Origin of the sequence: Palleniella muris (assembly GCF_004792655.1) — a bacterium.
Classification (GTDB): Bacteria; Bacteroidota; Bacteroidia; order Bacteroidales; family Bacteroidaceae; genus Prevotella; species Prevotella muris_A.
On the sequence record NZ_SRZC01000028.1, the window covers coordinates 12,252 to 31,898 of the forward strand.

The 19,647-nt window shown below is 47.3% G+C and carries 10 protein-coding genes and 1 pseudogene; 4 read left to right on the forward strand and 7 right to left on the reverse strand.

What is annotated here, in order from left to right; all coding sequences use genetic code 11:
• The first annotated feature begins 17 nt into the window (after positions 1–17).
• The 4 genes and pseudogenes from porN to E5358_RS13430 form a co-directional block, all read left to right on the forward strand.
• Complete coding sequence (gene porN / locus E5358_RS13415) at positions 18–1,064, forward strand: type IX secretion system ring subunit PorN/GldN (RefSeq protein WP_135940688.1); 1,047 nt, start codon at positions 18–20, stop codon at positions 1,062–1,064.
• Between the two features lie 54 nt (positions 1,065–1,118).
• Positions 1,119–1,697 carry a porin family protein gene (locus tag E5358_RS13420; protein WP_135940689.1) on the forward strand — a complete coding sequence of 193 codons (579 nt, stop codon included), beginning with the start codon at positions 1,119–1,121 and terminating at the stop codon, positions 1,695–1,697.
• A gap of 148 nt (positions 1,698–1,845) precedes the next feature.
• A complete protein-coding gene (gene priA / locus E5358_RS13425) occupies positions 1,846–4,080 on the forward strand; it encodes a replication restart helicase PriA (RefSeq protein WP_135940690.1) in 2,235 nt (744 codons plus the stop codon).
• Between the two features lie 203 nt (positions 4,081–4,283).
• Positions 4,284–4,724: pseudogene (locus E5358_RS13430) on the forward strand (TlpA family protein disulfide reductase); the annotation flags it as partial.
• Between the two features lie 336 nt (positions 4,725–5,060).
• Here the strand turns inward: E5358_RS13430 and E5358_RS13435 are convergent.
• The 7 genes from E5358_RS13435 to E5358_RS13465 all read right to left on the reverse strand — a co-directional run bounded on the left by E5358_RS13435 (position 5,061) and on the right by E5358_RS13465 (position 19,392).
• Positions 5,061–6,839, reverse strand: coding sequence for a DUF5123 domain-containing protein (locus E5358_RS13435; RefSeq protein ID WP_135940692.1), 1,779 nt, complete (start codon positions 6,837–6,839; stop codon positions 5,061–5,063).
• A 15-nt stretch (positions 6,840–6,854) separates the two neighbouring features.
• Complete coding sequence (locus E5358_RS13440; RefSeq protein WP_135940693.1) at positions 6,855–8,885, reverse strand: RagB/SusD family nutrient uptake outer membrane protein; 2,031 nt, start codon at positions 8,883–8,885, stop codon at positions 6,855–6,857.
• A gap of 24 nt (positions 8,886–8,909) precedes the next feature.
• Positions 8,910–12,149, reverse strand: a complete 3,240-nt coding sequence (locus tag E5358_RS13445; RefSeq protein WP_135940694.1) for a SusC/RagA family TonB-linked outer membrane protein — start codon at positions 12,147–12,149, stop codon at positions 8,910–8,912.
• A 468-nt stretch (positions 12,150–12,617) separates the two neighbouring features.
• Entirely contained in the window at positions 12,618–13,559 is a 942-nt protein-coding gene (locus E5358_RS13450; RefSeq protein ID WP_135940695.1) for a hypothetical protein, read from the reverse strand.
• A 111-nt stretch (positions 13,560–13,670) separates the two neighbouring features.
• Positions 13,671–14,150, reverse strand: coding sequence for a hypothetical protein (locus E5358_RS13455; protein ID WP_135940696.1), 480 nt, complete (start codon positions 14,148–14,150; stop codon positions 13,671–13,673).
• A 31-nt stretch (positions 14,151–14,181) separates the two neighbouring features.
• Positions 14,182–15,996, reverse strand: coding sequence for a RagB/SusD family nutrient uptake outer membrane protein (locus tag E5358_RS13460; protein ID WP_135940697.1), 1,815 nt, complete (start codon positions 15,994–15,996; stop codon positions 14,182–14,184).
• Between the two features lie 21 nt (positions 15,997–16,017).
• On the reverse strand, positions 16,018–19,392 hold the full coding sequence (locus E5358_RS13465; RefSeq protein WP_135940698.1) for a SusC/RagA family TonB-linked outer membrane protein: 3,375 nt from the start codon (positions 19,390–19,392) through the stop codon (positions 16,018–16,020).
• Positions 19,393–19,647 lie beyond the last annotated feature (255 nt).

Below are 19,647 nucleotides of genomic sequence, written 5' to 3' on the forward strand. Positions count from 1 at the left end.
CTATCAATATTCTGAATATGAATAAGTCACTTATATTTATGGCAATGCTGCTGTTTGCCGTTACGGCAGGCGCACAGCCGCAGGCACGACGCAACCAGCAGAAGCAACAGGCGGCGTCAAACGCCAACAATCTCACCACTCGTGCGCAGATTTCTTTCCCGACATCAGTGGCGATGGACGAGGATGTTGTCTGGCGCAGGGACATCTATCGGGAACTGAACCTGATGGAGAGTGCCAATGCAGGACTGTACTATCCTGTAGAGCCGGTGGGCAGTCAGATGAACCTGTTCACATACATCTTTAAACTTGTGCTCTCCGGTCGTGTCCCTGCCTATGAGTATCGCATTGACGGCAATGAGGTGTTCAATGACGCTGCAAGGGTGAAGCCATTGTCTATCCTTGACAATTACCATATATATTATACGCGCGATGACAACGGACGCCTGCACATAGAGAACGCCGACATTCCTTCACGTGAGGTGAAATCCTACTATATCAAGGAAGCAGCGTATTACGACCAGGCGAACTCTTCGTTCCGAAAGAAAGTGCTTGCACTCTGCCCTATAATGTCACGCGAGGATGATTTCGGCGATGGAACCGCCAAATATCCGCTGTTCTGGGTGAAGTATGACGACCTCGCTCCTCACCTTTCCAAGCAGGTTGTCATGACAAGCGACCTCAACAATGCGGCGACAATGTCTGCCGACGACTACTTTACGCAGAACATGTATCAAGGACAGATTTACAAGACCAACAACATGCTTGGCAGAACCTTGGCACAATACTGCCCCAATGACTCTGCAATGAAGAAGGAACAGATGAAGATTGAGGCGGAACTGAAGGCTTTTGAGACAAATGTCTATGGCGATCCGGCACGGAAAGACTCTCTTGACAGTATCGCAAAGGCTAACCTTGACAAGAAGGCTTCCAAGAAATTGCGTCGCTCCAATAACCGCCGTGGTGGCAAAAAAACATCGGTTTCATCGGCAAAACCTTCAACAAAGCGCAGCTCTGCATCATCTTCCGGCTCGGCAAGAGTGTCGGTAAGGCGTGAGCGTCATTAAAGATAAGGAATGGATGTCATTAAACAATTGAAAACATAATAACATTTAGTGGAAATGAAAAAGTTTATAGCTATAGCCATTGTGATGCTTGCTTTCGTGGCAAACTCACAGGCAAAGGTTAAGTTCGGTCTTCGTGGTGGTATGAACATCACCCACATGTCCCTGGACAATAGTGTGCTTGACGCATCCAACCGTAACGGCTTCTATGTCGGACCGACAGTGAAAATCGGTCTTCCTCTCGGCTTTGACATCGATGCTTCCGCTGTTTATGACCAGCGCAAAGGCAAGCTCACTGATGTGGATGACAATGAATCTTTCAGCATTACATCAAAGAGTATTGCCATACCCCTGAACGTCCGCAAAGGGTTCGGTTTCGGTGACAAGGCAAGTGTGTTCGTCTTTGCAGGTCCACAGTTTGCCTTCCGTGTCGGCGATGAGAAGATTCAGGACTGGACAATGAAATCAAGCCAATTCAGTGTGAACGTCGGTCTCGGTGCAATGCTCCTCAACCACCTTGAGGTAAAGGCAAACTACAATATCCCATGCGGCAAGACAGCCGAAGCCGGTATAGGCGATGCCGTAAGCAACATAAAGACTGGCGCATGGCAGATAGGCTTGGCTGTGTATTTCTAAAAATATCATAACACAATATAAAAAGCAGACTTCGGCATAAGAAGTCTGCTTTTTTTTATTTACTTTTGTACGCGTTACATCCCCGGACTGCATTGCCATAAGCTCTGCCGGACATAACTTTTAAGAAGATTACATAAAGAATCAGATTGTGAAATACGTCGACTGCATATTGCCATTGGGAGTGGAAGGGCTCCTGACCTATTCCGTTCCGGAGGGAATGGAGCAGCGTGTCTGCCCCTTTGTGCGACTCCTTGTCCCACTGGGCAAGTCAAAAACGTACACAGCCCTTGCCGTACGGATTCATGATGAAGAGCCAAAAGGCGTGGAAGTGAAGGCGGTCATCGATGCATTGGACGAAAAACCGGTGCTGCTTCCTTCACAGTACGATATATGGAAATGGATGGCAGAGTACTACATCTGTCCTGTTGGCGACATCTATCGTGCAGCAATGCCTGCCGGACTGAAGCAGGAGGACGGCTACAGGGCTAAGACAGAAACGTGGATTCGCTTCACAAAAAGCTACCAAGGAGCCAAGGAACAAGCCATAGCAAGGGAGATGGTGCGGCGTGCTGCCAAACAGTCGCAGGTGCTTTCTGTTTTTGCCGATTTAATCGGGGAAAACGAAGGCGTCACCAAGGAAGAACTCATGAACACGGCACATGCCACATCTGCCGTCGTAAAGGCTCTCATCGACCGTGGCATACTCGAGACTTACGAAGTGCCGGTGGGCAGGCTTGGCACAGGTGGCGGCTGCCACATGGAGCGCATCAAGCCACTGTCGGAAGCTCAGACGAAGGCTTATGACGAAGTAAATGCCGCAGGGGCGACTCCTGTACTGCTGCAAGGCGTCACAGGCTCGGGCAAGACAGAGATATACATCCACCTTATCAGGGACGCTGTAAAGGCAGGAAAACAGGTGCTTTACATACTTCCTGAGATAGCCCTTACTGTCCAGATAATGCAGAGACTGCAATGCGTTTTTGGCGATGAAATGGGCATTTATCACTCAAAATACAGTGATGCGGAGCGCGTGGAGATATGGCAGAAGCAACTCTCCGATAATCCATACAAGATTATCCTTGGTGCACGCAGTGCCGTGCTGTTGCCTTTCACTGACCTTGGGCTGATAATCATCGATGAGGAGCATGACCCTTCGTTCAAGCAGCAAGACCCTGCACCGCGCTATCATGCACGCAGTGTGGCGATGATGCTGGCGAAAAAGCATGGCGCGAAAGTCGTGCTTGGCACTGCAACACCCTCGATGGAGTCGTTCAATAATGCACTTTCCGGCAAATTCCGCCTTGTTCAGCTGACGGAAAGGTATCGTGGGCTGCAGCTGCCGAAGATAGAGATTGTCAACACGGCTGACATGCAACGCCGGAAAATGATGTACGGACCATTCTCGCCAAGGCTTGTCAATGCGATGAAATCGGCGATTTCCGACGGAAAACAGGTCATCCTGTTTCTTAACCGCCGAGGTTTCGCGCCCATTGTCGAATGCCGTGACTGTGGTTGGGTGCCTAAATGCGAGAACTGTGATGTCTCGCTGACGATGCACAAGACGACAGGGCAGCTGACATGCCATTACTGCGGATATACATATACGATACCCAAGAAATGTCCGTCGTGCTTCTGCACCGATGTCCGCGACCACGGTTACGGAACGGAGAAGGTCGAGGAGAAACTCATGGAACTGTTTCCTGAGGTCAAAGTGGCAAGGATGGACCTTGACACAACGCGCACAAAGAACGCCCATGCACGCATAATCGCCGATTTCTCCGCAGGAAAGACGAATGTGCTGATAGGCACCCAAATGGTCAGCAAAGGGCTTGACTTCGGCAATGTGAGCGTTGTCGGCATAGTGAATGCCGACTCTATCCTCAACACTCCCGACTTCCGCGCCTATGAACGCGGCTTCCAGATGCTCTCGCAGGTGTCGGGCAGGGCAGGCAGGAAAGAAGGGCAGGGGCTTGTCATACTGCAAACGAAGCAGCCCGATGTGCCGGTAATCGGACAGGTCGTAAGAAACGACTATCGGACATTCTACAAAACGCAGTGCGAAGAGCGTCAGATGTTCAAATATCCCCCATTTCATCGGCTCATCTATGTCTATCTCCGCCATGCCAAAGACCCCGTAGTCGAAACGGCAGGCATAGAGATGGCAGGCAGGATGAGACAGGTTTTCGGCTCGCGTGTGTTAGGACCCGACCGCCCGTCCGTAGCCCGTGTGAAATCGATGAACATACGGAAGATAGTCCTGAAACTGGAACCGGGGATAGATTTGCCAAGGGTGCGCCTGTGCCTGCGTCAGATACGCCAAATCATCATGCAGGACAAACGCTATGCAAGTCTGCAAGTCTATTATGATGTAGACCCTCAATAACGGTGCTTTTCCGATGAAATCGGGAAAAATTGCAGCATCATTGAGACCTGCATCCGTGGATATAGAACAATAAAGTACTAACAAATAAAAATGAAATCAAAATGAGAAAGACAATCCTTACTTTTGCTTGTGCAGCAATGTTCTGCGCATGCAACGCGAATTCAAACTCGGATAAAGGCGCAAAGCCTGCTTCTGTGGAGACTCAGGCGAACCAAAAGGCCAAGGCACAGGCTGACGATGCCACCCTCGCTCCTGACTTTACGCTGACCGACATTGACGGGAAACCATTGGCGTTGAGCTCTCTCAGAGGAAAGTATGTTGTCCTTGACTTCTGGGGAACATGGTGCGGATGGTGCATAAAGGGCATGCCGGAGATGAAGAACTATTACAAGAAGTATGCCGGCAAGTTTGAAATCCTTGGCGTAGACTGCGGTGACACCGAGGAAAAATGGAAGGCTGCTGTCAAAGAGCTTGACCTCCCATGGAAGCATGTCTATAATCCTAAGGGCACGGACATCATGAAGAACTATGGCATCCAGGGCTTCCCGACAAAGATTGTCATTGACCCACAGGGCAAGATAGTGAAGACTGTCGTCGGCGAAGATCCTGCTTTCTACACCTATCTTGACGAGCTGTTCAAGTAACGCCATTCCCCTGCATCCTGAAAGGCTACCTTTTGCACTGCGAAAGGTAGCCTTTTCCTTGGTAAAAGGTTACGATTTGCACTGTAAAAGGCAACCTTTTGTTATGTCTGCTGTAATGTGTTGGAAAACAAGGCGATAACATTTTTTTACATAAATATAAAGTTGTCTTATGCTGATTAATGCCGATGTTGCCATTAATGGTTTCTTATGTGGGTTCTTAGACCTCGTCAAACAAATTCTTCAGATTGAAACTCCATTTGTTTGGGAAAATGCCCGGCATCCAAATGAAGGATGCCGGGCATGATTGTCTCTAACTGATAGGATCAAGTATAGTCATTAGTTTAACCAGCGTGGGTCACCAATTTTCATATTCTTGATTTTCTCGTCCTTGATTGTGAAATCGTTGTTGTCAGGGTCTGCGAATATGTCTGTATCAGCCTTTCCAAGGTTATCGAATCCCGGGATGGCGTTAGCTGTCTTAGGGAACTCTGTGCCATTGATGGTTTCCGCCTGCTCATGCCAGAAGCAACCGTCCTGCTCGTATGTCACATAAGAATTAATGACCTCGAAGCCAGTCTTGTTGCGTCCGCCTCGAGTGTCCTTTGTATTCATGTGCCCAAACAGACAGTTCTCTATGACCACAGGAGTGGATGTGCCCTTGCTTGTGCCGTTAGAGTCAAAGAAGTAACGTCCACCACCCAAGATGTTGCGGAAAGTACAGTTGACAAACTTGCATGACTCCATGTCAGTGTCCTTCACCTGAACGATGCAACGTGCGTTAGCAGCTTTCACATTATAGATTGTGGAATTCCGAATCAGGATATTGTTGACATATCCCTTTCCTCCTCCGGCATCAATATGGATCAAGCTGTAGCCACCGGCATGTGAAATGTCGTGTATCAGGCAGTTGTCTATTGTCAGGTTGCCAATAGTCTTGATGTCTGAACCTTGCAGACGGAACGGTGTGTTTCCGAATCCGAAGAGTTCACATCCCTTGAACGTGATGTCATTGATGTTGCATGCCTTTCCCTGATTAATGAGATAATTAGCACCACTCAGTTCGGTAATCTTCAGGTTCTCGAAATTAATGAAGTTGTGTGAGCCGTCGATATTCATGCTCTTTGGCACTACCAAAGTAGGAGTCTCGCCCGGCATGCCGAAGAATGTCACTGACATTCCTTCCGGAATCTTCACTCCTGCAACTTCATTTGTTTCGCTGAGAGTTGACAGCTCGACAGTGGAACCGCCTTGCAAGCCGATAGTTACAGAAGCGTTGTCAGAACCTGCCAATTCCTTGGCCTGCTCAAAGAGTTCCTCAAGCAGAGCATTGTCAATCTTTGTAACCATTGCCGGCAACTCATACTTCAGGTTTCCTGCCGGCATAGGTGCTGCGGTGCTGATGTTCAGTGTGCCGCGCTTCACATCTCCGTTCGTGATAGTGAAAATGTAAGAAGTTGAGCCCGTCAGCCCCGTAACAGTATATTCGCGTGCAGCCTTTATCTCGTCAGTGAGCGTTATGTTCCGGATAGTGTTCAAGATGGTTTCGCCCTCATCGTCAACTTGGTCTGTAGGAACCTGCACAAGAATATTCGTCACGTTGTCAGTGTTCCATGAGAGGCGTACCCATTCGTCGCTGATGTCTGTTGAAGTCGGGATATTGAACACCTGTTCTGCAAGAGTCTTGAAAGTCTGCCCCTCTTTGTAATACACCCATCTTGACTCTGTCTTATGGTCAGAGCGCGCCTTCACTCGGAGATAGTACTCGGTAGCACCCTGCAGTCCATGGACAGTGAGTTCTACTCCTGTATAGCCTGACTGTGGCTTTATGGATTCGTCCTCTCCGTACACCAAAGCATTAGCTCCTCCCATCGGCACATCGTCAGACAGTGGGTCTGTAGACAATTCAACTATATAGTGAGTAGCCTCAGGCACGTAGTTGAACGTAATCTCAGCATAAGTGTCGCCTGACGTTACAGAGATGTTGTCTTTCACACCAAAAAGGCGGGATAGGGAAGAGTCTGTAGTCCAGTCGTTGTCGTCGGTGCAACTGACTGCTGTGAGGGCAGCCAGTAGCATGAACGCTGCTTTTTTGAAAAATATGTTATTAATCTTCATATTCGTTGTTGTTTATTAATCGGAATAACCGTATGAATTATGTAACTTGCCGTTGGATGCAGATATGGTTGAAGCACCGATAGGCATGATGTATCTGTTCTTGACTGTGACACCGTCACCCATGTTGTCACCCATATATGGGTTGCCTTTGCCTACGAGACCTGAGCTGATAGATGGCAGGTTGGTGTACACCTGACTGTCATCGGTCTTATCAACAGAAGACTTTCCGAACCCGTCAACCTTATTGACAGTCTTTGTCTGTTCACCTGTAGTCTCGTTTGTCTTCACAGTGCAGTAGCCGAGAGCCAAGGCATCATTATCAGTGAGTCCTGTCTCGTAGAAAGTTACAGAGCTCATGTCAATCTGTGTCTGTGCAGCATCAGCCCATTTCCAATAGAGAGTTGCAGGATAGTCGCCGGCAACGAGTGCGTTGATGTATTTCTCCTTCATCTCCCAAATCTTCTCTGCGAGAATGCCCCAGCGTATGAGGTCGAACTTACGGTAGCCTTCTCCGGCAAATTCCCATGCGTTCTCGTCAACGATAGCGTTGAAGAAAGCCTCCTTGTTGGCAGGAATATTGTCAATGTATGCCTGTGCGTCAGCCTTGTTGGCATCTGCAAAAGCACGGGTGTGCACCCTTGCCAATGCCTGACGCGCTGTGAGGGTGCATCCTTCTATGATACCGTCAGGACCTGCAAGCTCGTTCATTGCCTCTGCATAGTAGAGCAGCACCTGAGAGTAGCGCATGATGACAGGGTTGATGCCGGTCATGTGCTTTGATGTTGTCTTGAGGTTCTGCTGCAGCCATTCGTCACTTTCTTTGCGTGGATCCCATTTCCCGACATATATACCAAACGGTGCGTTCTTGAGCATCATCTCCTTTGTGACACCTGCATCCTCTTTGATTTCAAAGTTTGCACATGTTATGTCGCGTCGTGTGTCATTCTTGTCATAAGAATAAAGCAATGGAGCTGTCACCTTCATCTTGCCGGATGAGTTGTTGAAGCCATATTTGGAGGTGATGCCATTCAGACGCACTCCAACGGTGTATCCAAGTTCTGATGCGAAGTTCAGTCCCATAGGAATCTCATACAGATTCTCATGGTAGTTCTTGTCAAGGACAAGCTGGTTGATGAGAAACCACTCATTCTCGAATGACGGGTTCAGGCTATGGTGGTTGTCTGAAATCACTGCATAGCAATGTTCTGCTGCCTTCTTATAGAGCGCATTGCGTGTAGCTGCGTCAGGACGCTGTGTCGGATAAGTCGGGTCTGAGTAGCCCTGTTTTGTCTCATATCCTTCCTTTGCCTGCTCGCGGATAGCATATCCGGCGCGTGTCAAAGCAAGCTGTGCCAAGAGGGCGTGAGCGAATCCCTTTGTAGGGCGTTCAGTGGTGTAGCCGGCCACTTCGTCAGCCCATGGCAGATACTCTATAGCCTCCTCAAGGTCTTCCATCATCTGGTCAAGGATGACATCACGATCCGTTTTCTCAAGATAAGCGTTGCTGAGGTCCGGACTGGATGGTTCAAGCTTCATCGGCACATCGCCCCAGAACTTTGTAAGGTCGCGATATGTCAATGCACGCAATGTCAATGCCTCACCAAGATAGCGTCTCATGGCCAATCGGTCACTGTTCTTCTCACTGTTTAACAGTTCACTGCTTCTGATTCCTGCTATTGCATCATTACAGTCCTCCACCGTGGCGTAGAGCTGCTTCCACGTATCGTTCAGTCGTGTCCAGTTTGGGCTGAGGTTATAGTTCATGTTTCCGCGCTCGCTGCCGGTGTTGAATGCGTTGTCTCCAAGGCCGTCCACAAGCTCCACGTCACTGTTCATGTTCCATACAATCGCCAAATCCTGTGAATAACTGCGGTCCTGCATAAGGTCGCCTACGATTCTGTTGATGCGCAGTTCTGTGAAGTATGTGGAGTTATACACATTATTTTGTCCCATCGATGACGGTGACTCCTGGTCAAGGAAGTCTGAACATGAAGCCATGGCAAACATGCCCGCCATTAGTGCGATGGATGATATTGTCTTCTTCATATTTTTTTCAGTGTTTTTAATGTTTTAGAAAGTTACGTTTATTCCGGCAACGAATGAGCGGCTCTTTGGATAGGCGGCATAGTCGATGCCCGGGCACATAGGATTCTTTTTTGAAGATGTGTCCACCTCCGGGTCATAACCATCGTAGCCTGTGAAGCACAACAAGTTATATCCTGTGAAGTAGATGCGGACATTGGACAGGAACACATGCTTAAGCCATTTCTTTGGCAGAGTGTATCCGATTGTTACGTTCTGCAGTCTAAGGAATGAAGCGTCCTCCACGGCATAATCGATAAGCTGCATGGCTGTCACTCCGGCAGGGTTGTACATGCTCTTGCCCTGGTTGAGTTCATTAAGGCGTGCCATGATGTTCTCCACACCTTCGTATGCTTCAATAGTACCTGTGGACGGTCTGCCAAGGTTCATGCCTGTGGATGGGTCAATCCATGTGTAACGGTTGTCAAGATTGAAATCGTCGACAAGGTTGTAGTTGCGTGCTGAGCCATGATAGAATGCGTTAGCCAGTTTTGTACCATTGACAATCTTGTTGCCGAGTGAGTAATTGAAGAACACATTGAAATCGAAGTTGCCGACACGCCCGTCAAATCCGAAGCCACCTGTTGTAGGAGCGATGGTGTTGCCGAGACGCTGCTTGATAGGGTCGCCGTTCTCATCAACCTCAACCTTTGGCACGCCAGGATAGAGATTGCCACCGAACAGAGTCTGGCTCTTGTCCTGAGCATGCCCGTCGACCAGCTGCCACTGTCCTTTTGCATTCAGCACAAGGTCGCCGCTCCCTGTTGCAGGGTCATAGACTGTAAAGTAACCGGTCTGCTTGAATCCCCATATTTCTCCAAGTCTTCCTCCCTTTTCGATGCGGAAATCCTCATACTTGGAGATTGTGCTTCCTGACCAGTTTGAGCTCTGCCATGGGTTGTCGAGATTAAGGTCCTCAATCTTATTCTTGTTGTAAGAGATGTTGAATGTGAAATTCAGGCCAAACTTCTTTTTGTCAATGGCAACAGCATTGAACGCAAGTTCGACACCCTTGTTGGATGTCTTGCCGAAATTCTGATACTGTGCGCTATATCCTGTGTTTGTAGGAATGCCTGACTGCATGAGCAGGTCTTTTGTTGTGTTCCAATAGAAGTCCAAAGTACCGTTGATACGCCCTTTGAAGAAGCCATAGTCGATACCAATGTTTCGTGTTATAGTCGTTTCCCATTTCAAGTCCGGGTTGTAGAGTGTTGACAGGTGCTCAAGCATAGGTGCACGGTTTTCGTCATAGAACGGTCCCTTGCCTGTAGAGCTTGACATCTTGTATGTAGGCTCGAGAAGATTGGCTGGAATACGGTTGTTGCCGGCTGTACCGAAACTTAGTCTCAGTTTGAGATTTGAGAGCCAGTTCTCTGCTCCGCGCATGAATTTCTCGTCTGTGATGCGCCATGCCAACGCCAATGAAGGGAAGACACCCCAGCGGTTGTCTTTGCTGAACTTTGAAGAACCGTCGGCACGCATTGTGAATGTGAGCAGATACTTGTCTGCCATTGTATAGTTGATACGTCCGAAATATGACAGCATGTTTTCCTTTGCCGGTATTGTTCCTGCGTTAGGAAGTGCTGTGCCATTGGAAGGGAAATTAAGCACTTCGTCAATGGTGAAGTTGAGTGGGAAGCCTATGGAAGTGCTTTCGCGCTGTGTCTGCTTTGAAGAGCTCCACTCTTGGCCAATCATCACATTGATATGGTCACGTCCGCCGAAGAGTTTTCTGTTGTCATAAGTAACAGTGTTGGCATTGCGCCAGTTCTGGTATTTCAAAGTTATGAAGCTTGCCTGTGGATAACCGTTCATACCAAGGTTTGAGTTCTGTGTAGCATCACTGCCCCATGCCTGGTCTGTGTTGTTGTACCTCCACTGGTATCCGAATTCTGTACGGAAAGTGATGTTCTTGAATGGTTTCCAGTTCAGTCCGGCATTATAGTTCTGCTGGAAACGCTCCTGATATTTGTATGTGGACTGTATGCGTTGCCATGGTGTGCGACGTGTCGCACCGGAGTTCTCCTCATCATCATCAAGGTTTGCTGACAACTGTTGTACAGGTTGCCATGCCACAGTGTTTGCCACCAATGAGTTTGCTGCATTGCTTTCGTTAGTGTCGGCACCACCGCTCAGACCGTCAAGTTTTGTGAATGCAAGACGGGCATTGAAGTCCATTGTCAGCCATTTGTTAAGATTGGCATTGATTTTAGCATTGATGTTATTCTTTGAGTATCCAGAGCCTGCCATGATGCTTTCCTCGTCATTGTGGTTGAAGCCTACGTTGAATTTTAGGTCTTTGCTGCCACCACTGACATTAACGTTATACTGTTTCTGGACACCTGTTCTGCCGAAAATCTGGTCTTGGAAATTATCGCCTTCAATGGATTTCCATATTTCAAGGTCATTATAGTTTCCATAGTCCTCACTGCCCAGTTCATGCTGATAAGCCACATAGTTGAACGGATCCATGACCTTCACTTCCTTGGTGATCTTCTTCCAGCCTACAGAGGCGTTGAAGTTCACCTGCATCTTGCCTTCAGAGCCACTCTTTGTTGTCACGATGATGACACCGTTTGCACCACGTGCACCATAGATAGCGGTGGAAGAGGCATCCTTCAGTACGTCAATAGTCTGAATCTCACTTGGGGCAATGTCGCTGATGCTCTCAACAGGAAAACCGTCCACAATATAAAGAGGTGAATTATCCTGAGAGAGTGAACCGCCACCGCGGACACGGATTTTCACATCCGCATCCGGAGAACCTTCAGTGGTGGTGATGTTCACACCGGCCATCTTGCCGGTAAGGGCCTCACTGACATTGGCAACAGGCACATTTTCAATCTGCTTGGCATTTACTGAAGCGACAGCACCGGTAAGGTCTTTCTTCCTTACTGTACCGTAACCGATGACAACGACATCCTCAAGGCCGGTAGCGTCATCCTCAAGGACTACATTGATGTTGTTCTTGCCGGCAACGTTGACAGTCTTTGTCTTCATACCGATGTATGAAATGACAAGCTGTTTTCCACCGGAAAGATTAATGGAGAAGTTGCCGTCAATGTCAGTGACGGTTCCTCCTTTACCCCCTTTTTCTTGGACTGTGGCACCGATAATAGGTTCGCCACCCGAGTCCTTCACATTACCTGTAACGGTCTGCGCCGATAGTGTTGTCACGATGCATGTGAACAAACTCATGAGCGCAATGCGAAATAGTTTTACAGTCATAGTTTTGTGAAATATTTTTTAGTTAAACATTGAAAAATCTTTAAGGACAATATTGAAGCTGTGGTTTGGTGCTCTGTTTCGCAACATGCGCTTCTTTGCCCAGTCAAATCGGATGTGACCCGCCATAATTAAGTGGCATTAAATTACGGATTAAAAAGATAATGCAAAACGAATGCGGTTGAGCTTGCTCAATACTGCAAAGATGCAAGATTGTCTTATGCGAAAACACTGTCAGTCAAGCAGTATTTGTCGTAATTTAAGCATTTCCATAAGTGTGACTGCCAAATAGTCGCTAAACCACAAAAAACTATAATGGAGAAGCCCTTGCGGCCCTCTCCATTATATATAAGCGTTTGCTCTATTCATTATTCTTCAAATCTTCGTTGGATTTTATCCTGCTTTTTCCAGTTATGGCAAAGTAGAAACAAGTTTAGCTCTGCCAATTTTGCTTAACGAAAACGTTGAAGATTACTTTACACGCTGGCCTGCGATGTTGAAGTCGCCAATCATGATCTGACCGTTCTTCACAACCTTCTTAGGAGCAACAGTTGCGTTCTCTGCACCCTGAACATTCTGGATGCCGGCACCTGTTGCAGAGTAGAGAACCACAGGAGCATTTCCAGTGTCCCCCTGAGCGTCAACAGCCTTGATTGTCTGGAATGGAGTTTCTGAGAAAATCATACCCTGAGGAGCAATCTTTGATCCCCATGCATTAACTTTGTAAACACAGTCAGCGAAAACAGGGAAGATGATTACGCCAAGACCATTCTTCTTTATTGCAGACTCAGCACCAAGAACAATCTGCTCAGGCCACTTAATAGGACCAGCCTCCTGGTCATAAACAATAACACCGTCACCTGCATCCACACCAGGAAGAGTATAGGTAAGAGGGTTTTTAGCTGCCGGAGCGCCATTCTTAACACCGTCACCCCACTCCATAGAGAGTGTGTAAGGAATACATGTACCTTCCTCAAACACTGTGTAATTCTTGTTGGAAGAGTACTTAGCCACGACTGCGAGATAACCGTCCTTCTTTGCTGTGATTGCCAGGAAAGCACCTGTTGCAGGAGCCTTGAATGTCTCCCAGCCATTTCCTCCGTCAGCATCTCTTGGATTGTCCTGCCCCTGAACGGCCTGCAGTGAAGCGTCCACAATCATGCCGTCAGCATCGATAGCATCATATCCGTTTGCCTCGCTGCCTGCAATCTTGAAATTTGTATCAGCACCATTTGCCATAACGGCACCGTCATTCTCGCAAATAACCACACCTGCTGCAACAGGCCATGCTGTAGAACCCTCATCAGCTGAGCCATTGGCTGTAGCCCATGCCTTACCATCAATCTGTGCAACTTGTGCGTTTACTGTCATTGCAGCTGCGAATGCCAATGTAGAAAGTAAAAACTTTTTCATAATTGTTTTTGTTTTTTTAATTGTTTGTAAATAGGTTAATAAAAAGGTTTAGTGGCAGCAGGCTTGCGGACTATAGGAAATCCGCAATGCCTGCCATGTTTCTTTTCAGGGTTATTTGCCTCCTGAGAAAGTATTTGTACTTGTGTATGTCTTACGGCCAACCTTCACGGTCGTCACGAATGAGAATGACAACTGTCCATTCTCAATCTTAGCGGAGAACTTGCCAATGTTCTTAGCGGCGTCTGTATTGAATACAAAGTAGTAGACATCATTCTCAACCATGTGAGCACCGCAGTTGGCTATGTCAGACAGCTCATTGGCGATAAGCCCATCAACAGTCTTTATGGTCACTGTCACCTGATCAGTCTTTTCCTCGACAGTAGTAATTTCTATAGAGCCGACACCGTCTTTCTCATCCTGCACCTCACCGGAAGAGTTCGTAAGCACCTGATGCCAACCGCCGGAATATGTCCCTGCTATGTCTGCTGCAGGATTAGACGGCATGGCAGCTCCCATATCAGGGTCGTCATCACATGCGGTGAAAGCGAATGCCACAAAGAGTGCCATCAAAGAATACATTATCTTTTTCATTGTCATAATATCTATGTTTTTGATTCATGAATTAATACCCAGGGTTCTGGTCTTCCTGGCTTAAAGCCGTGTTGGAGGAAATCTCTGTTTCCGGAATCGGACGATACCACTTAATCTCGCCTTCAAGGTTTGACATGTCAGCAACACTGTGGATAAATTGGTTGTAAGCCACATTGTAACGTACAAGTTGCTTTGTGCGGCGGAGGTCTATCCAACGTGTAAGTTCTGCATAAGTCTCACGTGCACGCTCATCAAGGATAAGGTTCAGCAGCGTGAAATTACTGGAGAACTTGACATCCACATCGTAATTAGCAAGATTATTGTTCAGGTTCGGAGCCTTTGCACGGTTACGTACTTCGTTGATTTTCTCCCAAGCCTTGCCCTCTTCGCCTGCCATATAGTACGCCTCAGCCGCTGTAAGGTAAACCTCGGAAGCATGGAGCAGAGGAATGTTGGTGTAAGAGTTTGTCTTACCCGCATTAGGAGTTGCAGGGTCATCATATTTCTTCACACATGGAGCGACCTCAAGAGTTGTTCCTTTGTTGTTTGTGGAAAGGTCCTGGTTTGTTATTGTCGGCTGTTTGAATGAGCCGTCAGCGGTGAACTCATATCTGAGAATCTGTCCGTTGAGCAGAAGGTTTGCATGAGGAACATTCGCGTCGTCAGCAGTCTTAACGAACTGAGCCTTGTGTGCTGTAAGGTATGCCTCGAACTCTGCTCTTGTAACATAAGTAGGGGCAAAGTACATCCAGACATGGAGGTTGTTCTTGTTTACCTCGTTATTGTAGTAAGCGTAGTAGCCGGCCTTAGACCAGTCAGCCACTGCCTTGTCAAAGTTGTAGACGGTGGTCATGAATGTGCCATCCCAACGCTCATCACCCTTCTCCCACATAGCGAGAGAACGTGTGTTCAGCGATTTGTTGGAAGTGGAAGTCTTCATGCCTGAGCCATAGTAGTGGCAATAATAATTGCAAAGTTCGTGCCCGCCTTCTGTCAGGTCACCCGGATATGTCGCGCGGTTGTACTGCACTGCAAAGAAAGTCTCAGGATTAGTAGCATCATTGGAAGGATTCCATTTCTGGGTAAAACTCTGTGTGAGGGTCATACCGTTGAGAGCATCCTCTGCCATCGCAGCTGCTTTGCTAAAATATTCTTTGCTTGTCACCGAGTAAGTACCGGCAGCCGCATCGGTAACAGTCGTGTTGATATCCCATCCGTGAGCAAGATATACTTTTGCAAGGAGTGCTCTTGCAGCTCTTTTGTTTACAGATCCATCTGTGGAGCTCTCAGGAACGCTTGAGGCGATAACCTCTGTCAGGTCTTTCTCAACATTTGTGTATATCTCCTCCAGCGGAGTTTTCGGGTATTCACGTGTGGAACTCTCGATGTAGGCACCTACATAAGGTACAGAACCGAAGTGCTGTGTCATATAATAGTAACCAAGAGCACGGAGGAACTTACCTTCCGCAACGTATGTGTCGTTCTTGCCGGCAGCATACTTGATAAGTCCGTTAGCGTTGTTGATGAGTTTTGTACAAGCGGTATAGTAGCTCTCCACACCACTGGTCTCTGATGAGAGTGAGAAGTTATGGAACACGGATGGAGACTGTCCACGGCATGGCTCGTAAAGGTCAGTGCCGTCGTCATTAATCTCGTGGGCAGTTGCCAGACTCCTCAGATATGTGAAAGCATTTGCATGGAATGCTTTGAGTCCCTCTGGAGTTTCGAAGTACTCTGATGCGTCAGGATATTCACCTGCCCCCTTGTTCTCCGGATCAAGGAAATCGGAACAGCTTGTGGCTGTGAGCATTGCAAACGCTGCTATGAAATATGTTATCTTTTTCATTATTGTTACAGTATTATTTGATTAGAACTTGAGACTTGCACCGAACTCCCATGTAACAGTACTTGGACCGTCGTTCTTCAGACCATTTCCGCCCCATTCTGGGTCAAAGCCCTTATAGTCAGACCATACGAATGGGTTGGTCACTGTGCAATAGAGGCGGAGGTGGTTGATACCAACTTTGTTGAGCCACTGCTTAGGGAATGTGTAGCCAAGGGTTATATGCTTGATCTTCACGAATGAAGCGTCTGTAACCTGCTGGCACTGTGCACCGTCACGGTTGAACGCATAAGTTGAAGAACCGTTAAGACCACCGTTAAGACCATCGTTAGGGAAAGGATATTCACCATATTGTGTCTGCTGCTGGTAAACCGGATTGATGTATGTGCCGTCAGGGTTTATGCCATCGCAGTCGATGAGCGTACCTGCCGGAATGTAATAATCCACATTAAGGTGCATCCATCCACGGTCCTTATAGTCAAGATAGCTGCTGTAGAAGCCGGAATTCATCTTGCCTCCCTGACGTGTGTAAAGAGAAGTTGAGAAGTCCCAACTCTTCCATGACACAGAAGTTGAAAGGCTGCCAATCCAGTCAGGGTCTGCGCTCCAAACCTTCTTGTCCGTATCGTTGAACTGTCCGTCACCATTGACATCATCAATGATTGGTTGTCCTTCGTAAAGTCCGTAGCACTTGTTGTAGTACTCGTACTCACGTACCTGCTGACCAATTTGGTCGGGCATTATGCTACGTGCAATTTCATTATCAGGGACTGTCATGTAACGATCAGAGACGATGCCTATCCAATCGTAGTTATATACGTTGTTGATTGACTTGCCGATGAAGAGCTGGTCGGAAGGAAGGTCTGTGCCGGAACCGTTAATCTCGCGCAATTTGTTCGTATTGTGAGAGAAGCTTGCTGTAATTTCCCAGTTCCAGTCCTTTGTGCGTACAGGGACTGCATTTAATGCAACTTCAATACCTCGGTTGCGTACCTTGCCGACATTAGTACTCATAGTGACGCCACCTGCCTCAAGTGGGAGCTTAACCTTATAGAGAAGGTCTTCAGAGTTTTTCTCATAGTAGTCAATGCTACCGTTGATGCGGTTGTTGAGGAAACCGAAATCAAGACCGAAGTTCCATTCGCGAGAACGCTCCCATGAGAGAGTCTTGTCAACAATACCGTTTGGATAACGTCCTGTCTCATATATTCCGCCGAATGGGTAATAAACAGGATTACTGAAACCAACCATATAGTCATAGTTGCCTATACCGCCATTGTTGCCGGTCTCACCATAAGACACACGGAGTTTCAAATTGGAGAGCCAGTCAACATTCTTTAGGAACTTTTCTTCAGAAGCACGCCACGCCACGGCAACAGAAGGGAATGAGCTCCAACGATGACCAAGAGCAAGCTTGGAAGAGCCGTCCCAGCGCATTGTGGCTGTCAGCATATATCTGTCCATCAATGTGTAGTTTGCACGGAAGGCATAAGAAATCATAGAGCTGTCGCCATAACCGGTTTTTGTTTCTGTAGGGTCAACAGTTCCGCTGTTCATGTTATGCCACAGTGAGCCGGCAAGTACACCAAGGGAACGTATCTGGTCGTTTTCTGATTCATTGCGCAACATAGAGAACAGTCCCATAAGGTTGATGCTGTGAATATCAGCGAATGTCTTGTTGTAGTTGACGATATTATCCCATGTCCAGCTGAAAGAGCGCTGTGTCTTACGCAGAGCATAGTTCATTGGATTACCGTCAGCATCTGTTGTGCCGAAGCTCTTGTCAAGAAGTGCGCCCTTGTCGTCAAGAACGATATCCTGAAATGTGCCATCACGATAGTATGTGTAGGAAGGCTGGTACACAGTCTTGATTGTCAAATCCTTGATAGGCTCCACCTGGAGATAGAAGCTGCCGAGCAGACGCCATGTCTGACGCTCACGTGCATAGGCGTCCATCAGGTACATCGGGTTGAACTGGTCAGAGAACTGGTTTCCTGTGGAAGTTGTCCCCATGGCATACTTGTCGCCCGGGCGATAGTTCTTCATAATCTGGCCATTTGCATTGTAGTAGTATCCGCTGTATCCTTCGTCAGGAATATTGCCGTTTGCATCATAGATGTATCCGTTTCTTGCATCAGGAGATTTGGAATAAGGCTGGCAGAACGGGTTTAGGCGGTAGGCGAGCTCAACGCCCTTGTCGTTGGCATATTCATTTTTGATGTAAGCCATGTTCGTGGAGAAACCGGCAGAGATATATTTGTTGATCTTCGCATCCAAAGAAGCCTTGACGGTAATCTGATCTTTCTGGTCACCTTCGTAGATTCCTTTTTCCTGATTATAGCCGAAACCCATGTGGTAGTGGATATCCTGACTGCCACCACTAACCGCAAGGTAGTGGTTCTGCTGTGAGCCGTCACGTGTGACCATATCAGCCCAGTCTGTAGACTGCCCATTGGCTATAATCTGCTTGAGCACAGAGTATGGGTTCTCGCCATTGTCATCTGTTGCCACAAGAGCCATCTGGTTATAGTTTCCCATAAAGTAACTTGGGTTTCCGTTCACCGCTGTTGCGTCAATAGGAGAAAGGAACTTCATGAAACGGAAGTTATAGAAATCCTGACCTGTCATGAAGTCCGGCATACGAGCAATCTTCGAAACACCATAGTATCCATCATAAGAGATAGAAGGCTTGGATACTTTTTTACCGATATTTGCACCGCTCTTTGTGGTAACGATAACCACACCTGCTGTAGCGCGTGAGCCGTAAATCGCTGTAGAAGAGGCATCCTTCTGAACATCAATACGCTCAATGTCCTGAGGGTTAAGGAACTGTATATCATCACAGATGACACCATCTACTACATAAATAGGCTTTGTGCTACTGTTATGAGATGACTTGCCACGTATTTCGATGTTGAAGTCACCACCTGCACGACCGGAAGTCTTGGTAATGTTCACACCCGGAACGCTTCCCTGCAGACCTTCCATTACGGATGCCGCACCCTTCGCATTGAGGTCTTCTGTGCCGATGGAGCTTACAGAACCAGTGAGGTCGGATTTCTTCATTGTACCGTAGCCTACAACAACGATTTCACCAAGAGTGGTATTGTCATCCTGAAGAACCACGTTGATGGTTGTCTTGCCTGCTGTCTTGACAACCTGGCTTTTCATACCTATATAAGATATGCTGAGGTTGCCGGCAGACTGTAGCTTGATGGTGAAGTTACCGTCAATGTCGGTAACGGTACCATTCTTTGTGCCAGTCTCCATGATGGTCGCGCCGAGTATCGGCTCACCACTGGAATCCTTCACATTACCTGTAATGGTCTGCGCTGAAAGCGTTGTCACGATGCACGTGAACAGAGCTATGAACGCAATGCGTAATAGTTTTACAGTCATAGTTTTGTGAAAATATTTTTAGTTAAACATAAAAAGTCATATTTGCTTCGTATATCAAAAAATGCCCATTTCATCGTGATACTCAACTCTATGGATATATTGGAAGACATGAACCTCTTTGCAAAAGGAATACGTGGGGTAATATCTTTTTAGGATAATAAATGTTCGCTTATAGGGTATTTTTTGTTGTATTTGATAACTTTTATCAAGAAAATCAATGGAAAAATTTTGATATGTCAATAAAAATATTTAATT

Bases quoted from the DNA above. Each gene is read 5' to 3' on its own strand.
- porN (WP_135940688.1), top strand. From the start codon at position 18: ATGAATAAGTCACTTATATTTATGGCAATGCTGCTGTTTGCCGTTACG.
- E5358_RS13420 (WP_135940689.1), top strand. From the start codon at position 1,119: ATGAAAAAGTTTATAGCTATAGCCATTGTGATGCTTGCTTTCGTGGCA.
- E5358_RS13435 (WP_135940692.1), bottom strand. From the start codon at position 6,839: ATGAAGATTAATAACATATTTTTCAAAAAAGCAGCGTTCATGCTACTG.
- E5358_RS13440 (WP_135940693.1), bottom strand. From the start codon at position 8,885: ATGAAGAAGACAATATCATCCATCGCACTAATGGCGGGCATGTTTGCC.
- E5358_RS13445 (WP_135940694.1), bottom strand. From the start codon at position 12,149: ATGACTGTAAAACTATTTCGCATTGCGCTCATGAGTTTGTTCACATGC.
- E5358_RS13450 (WP_135940695.1), bottom strand. From the start codon at position 13,559: ATGAAAAAGTTTTTACTTTCTACATTGGCATTCGCAGCTGCAATGACA.
- E5358_RS13455 (WP_135940696.1), bottom strand. From the start codon at position 14,150: ATGAAAAAGATAATGTATTCTTTGATGGCACTCTTTGTGGCATTCGCT.
- E5358_RS13460 (WP_135940697.1), bottom strand. From the start codon at position 15,996: ATGAAAAAGATAACATATTTCATAGCAGCGTTTGCAATGCTCACAGCC.
- E5358_RS13465 (WP_135940698.1), bottom strand. From the start codon at position 19,392: ATGACTGTAAAACTATTACGCATTGCGTTCATAGCTCTGTTCACGTGC.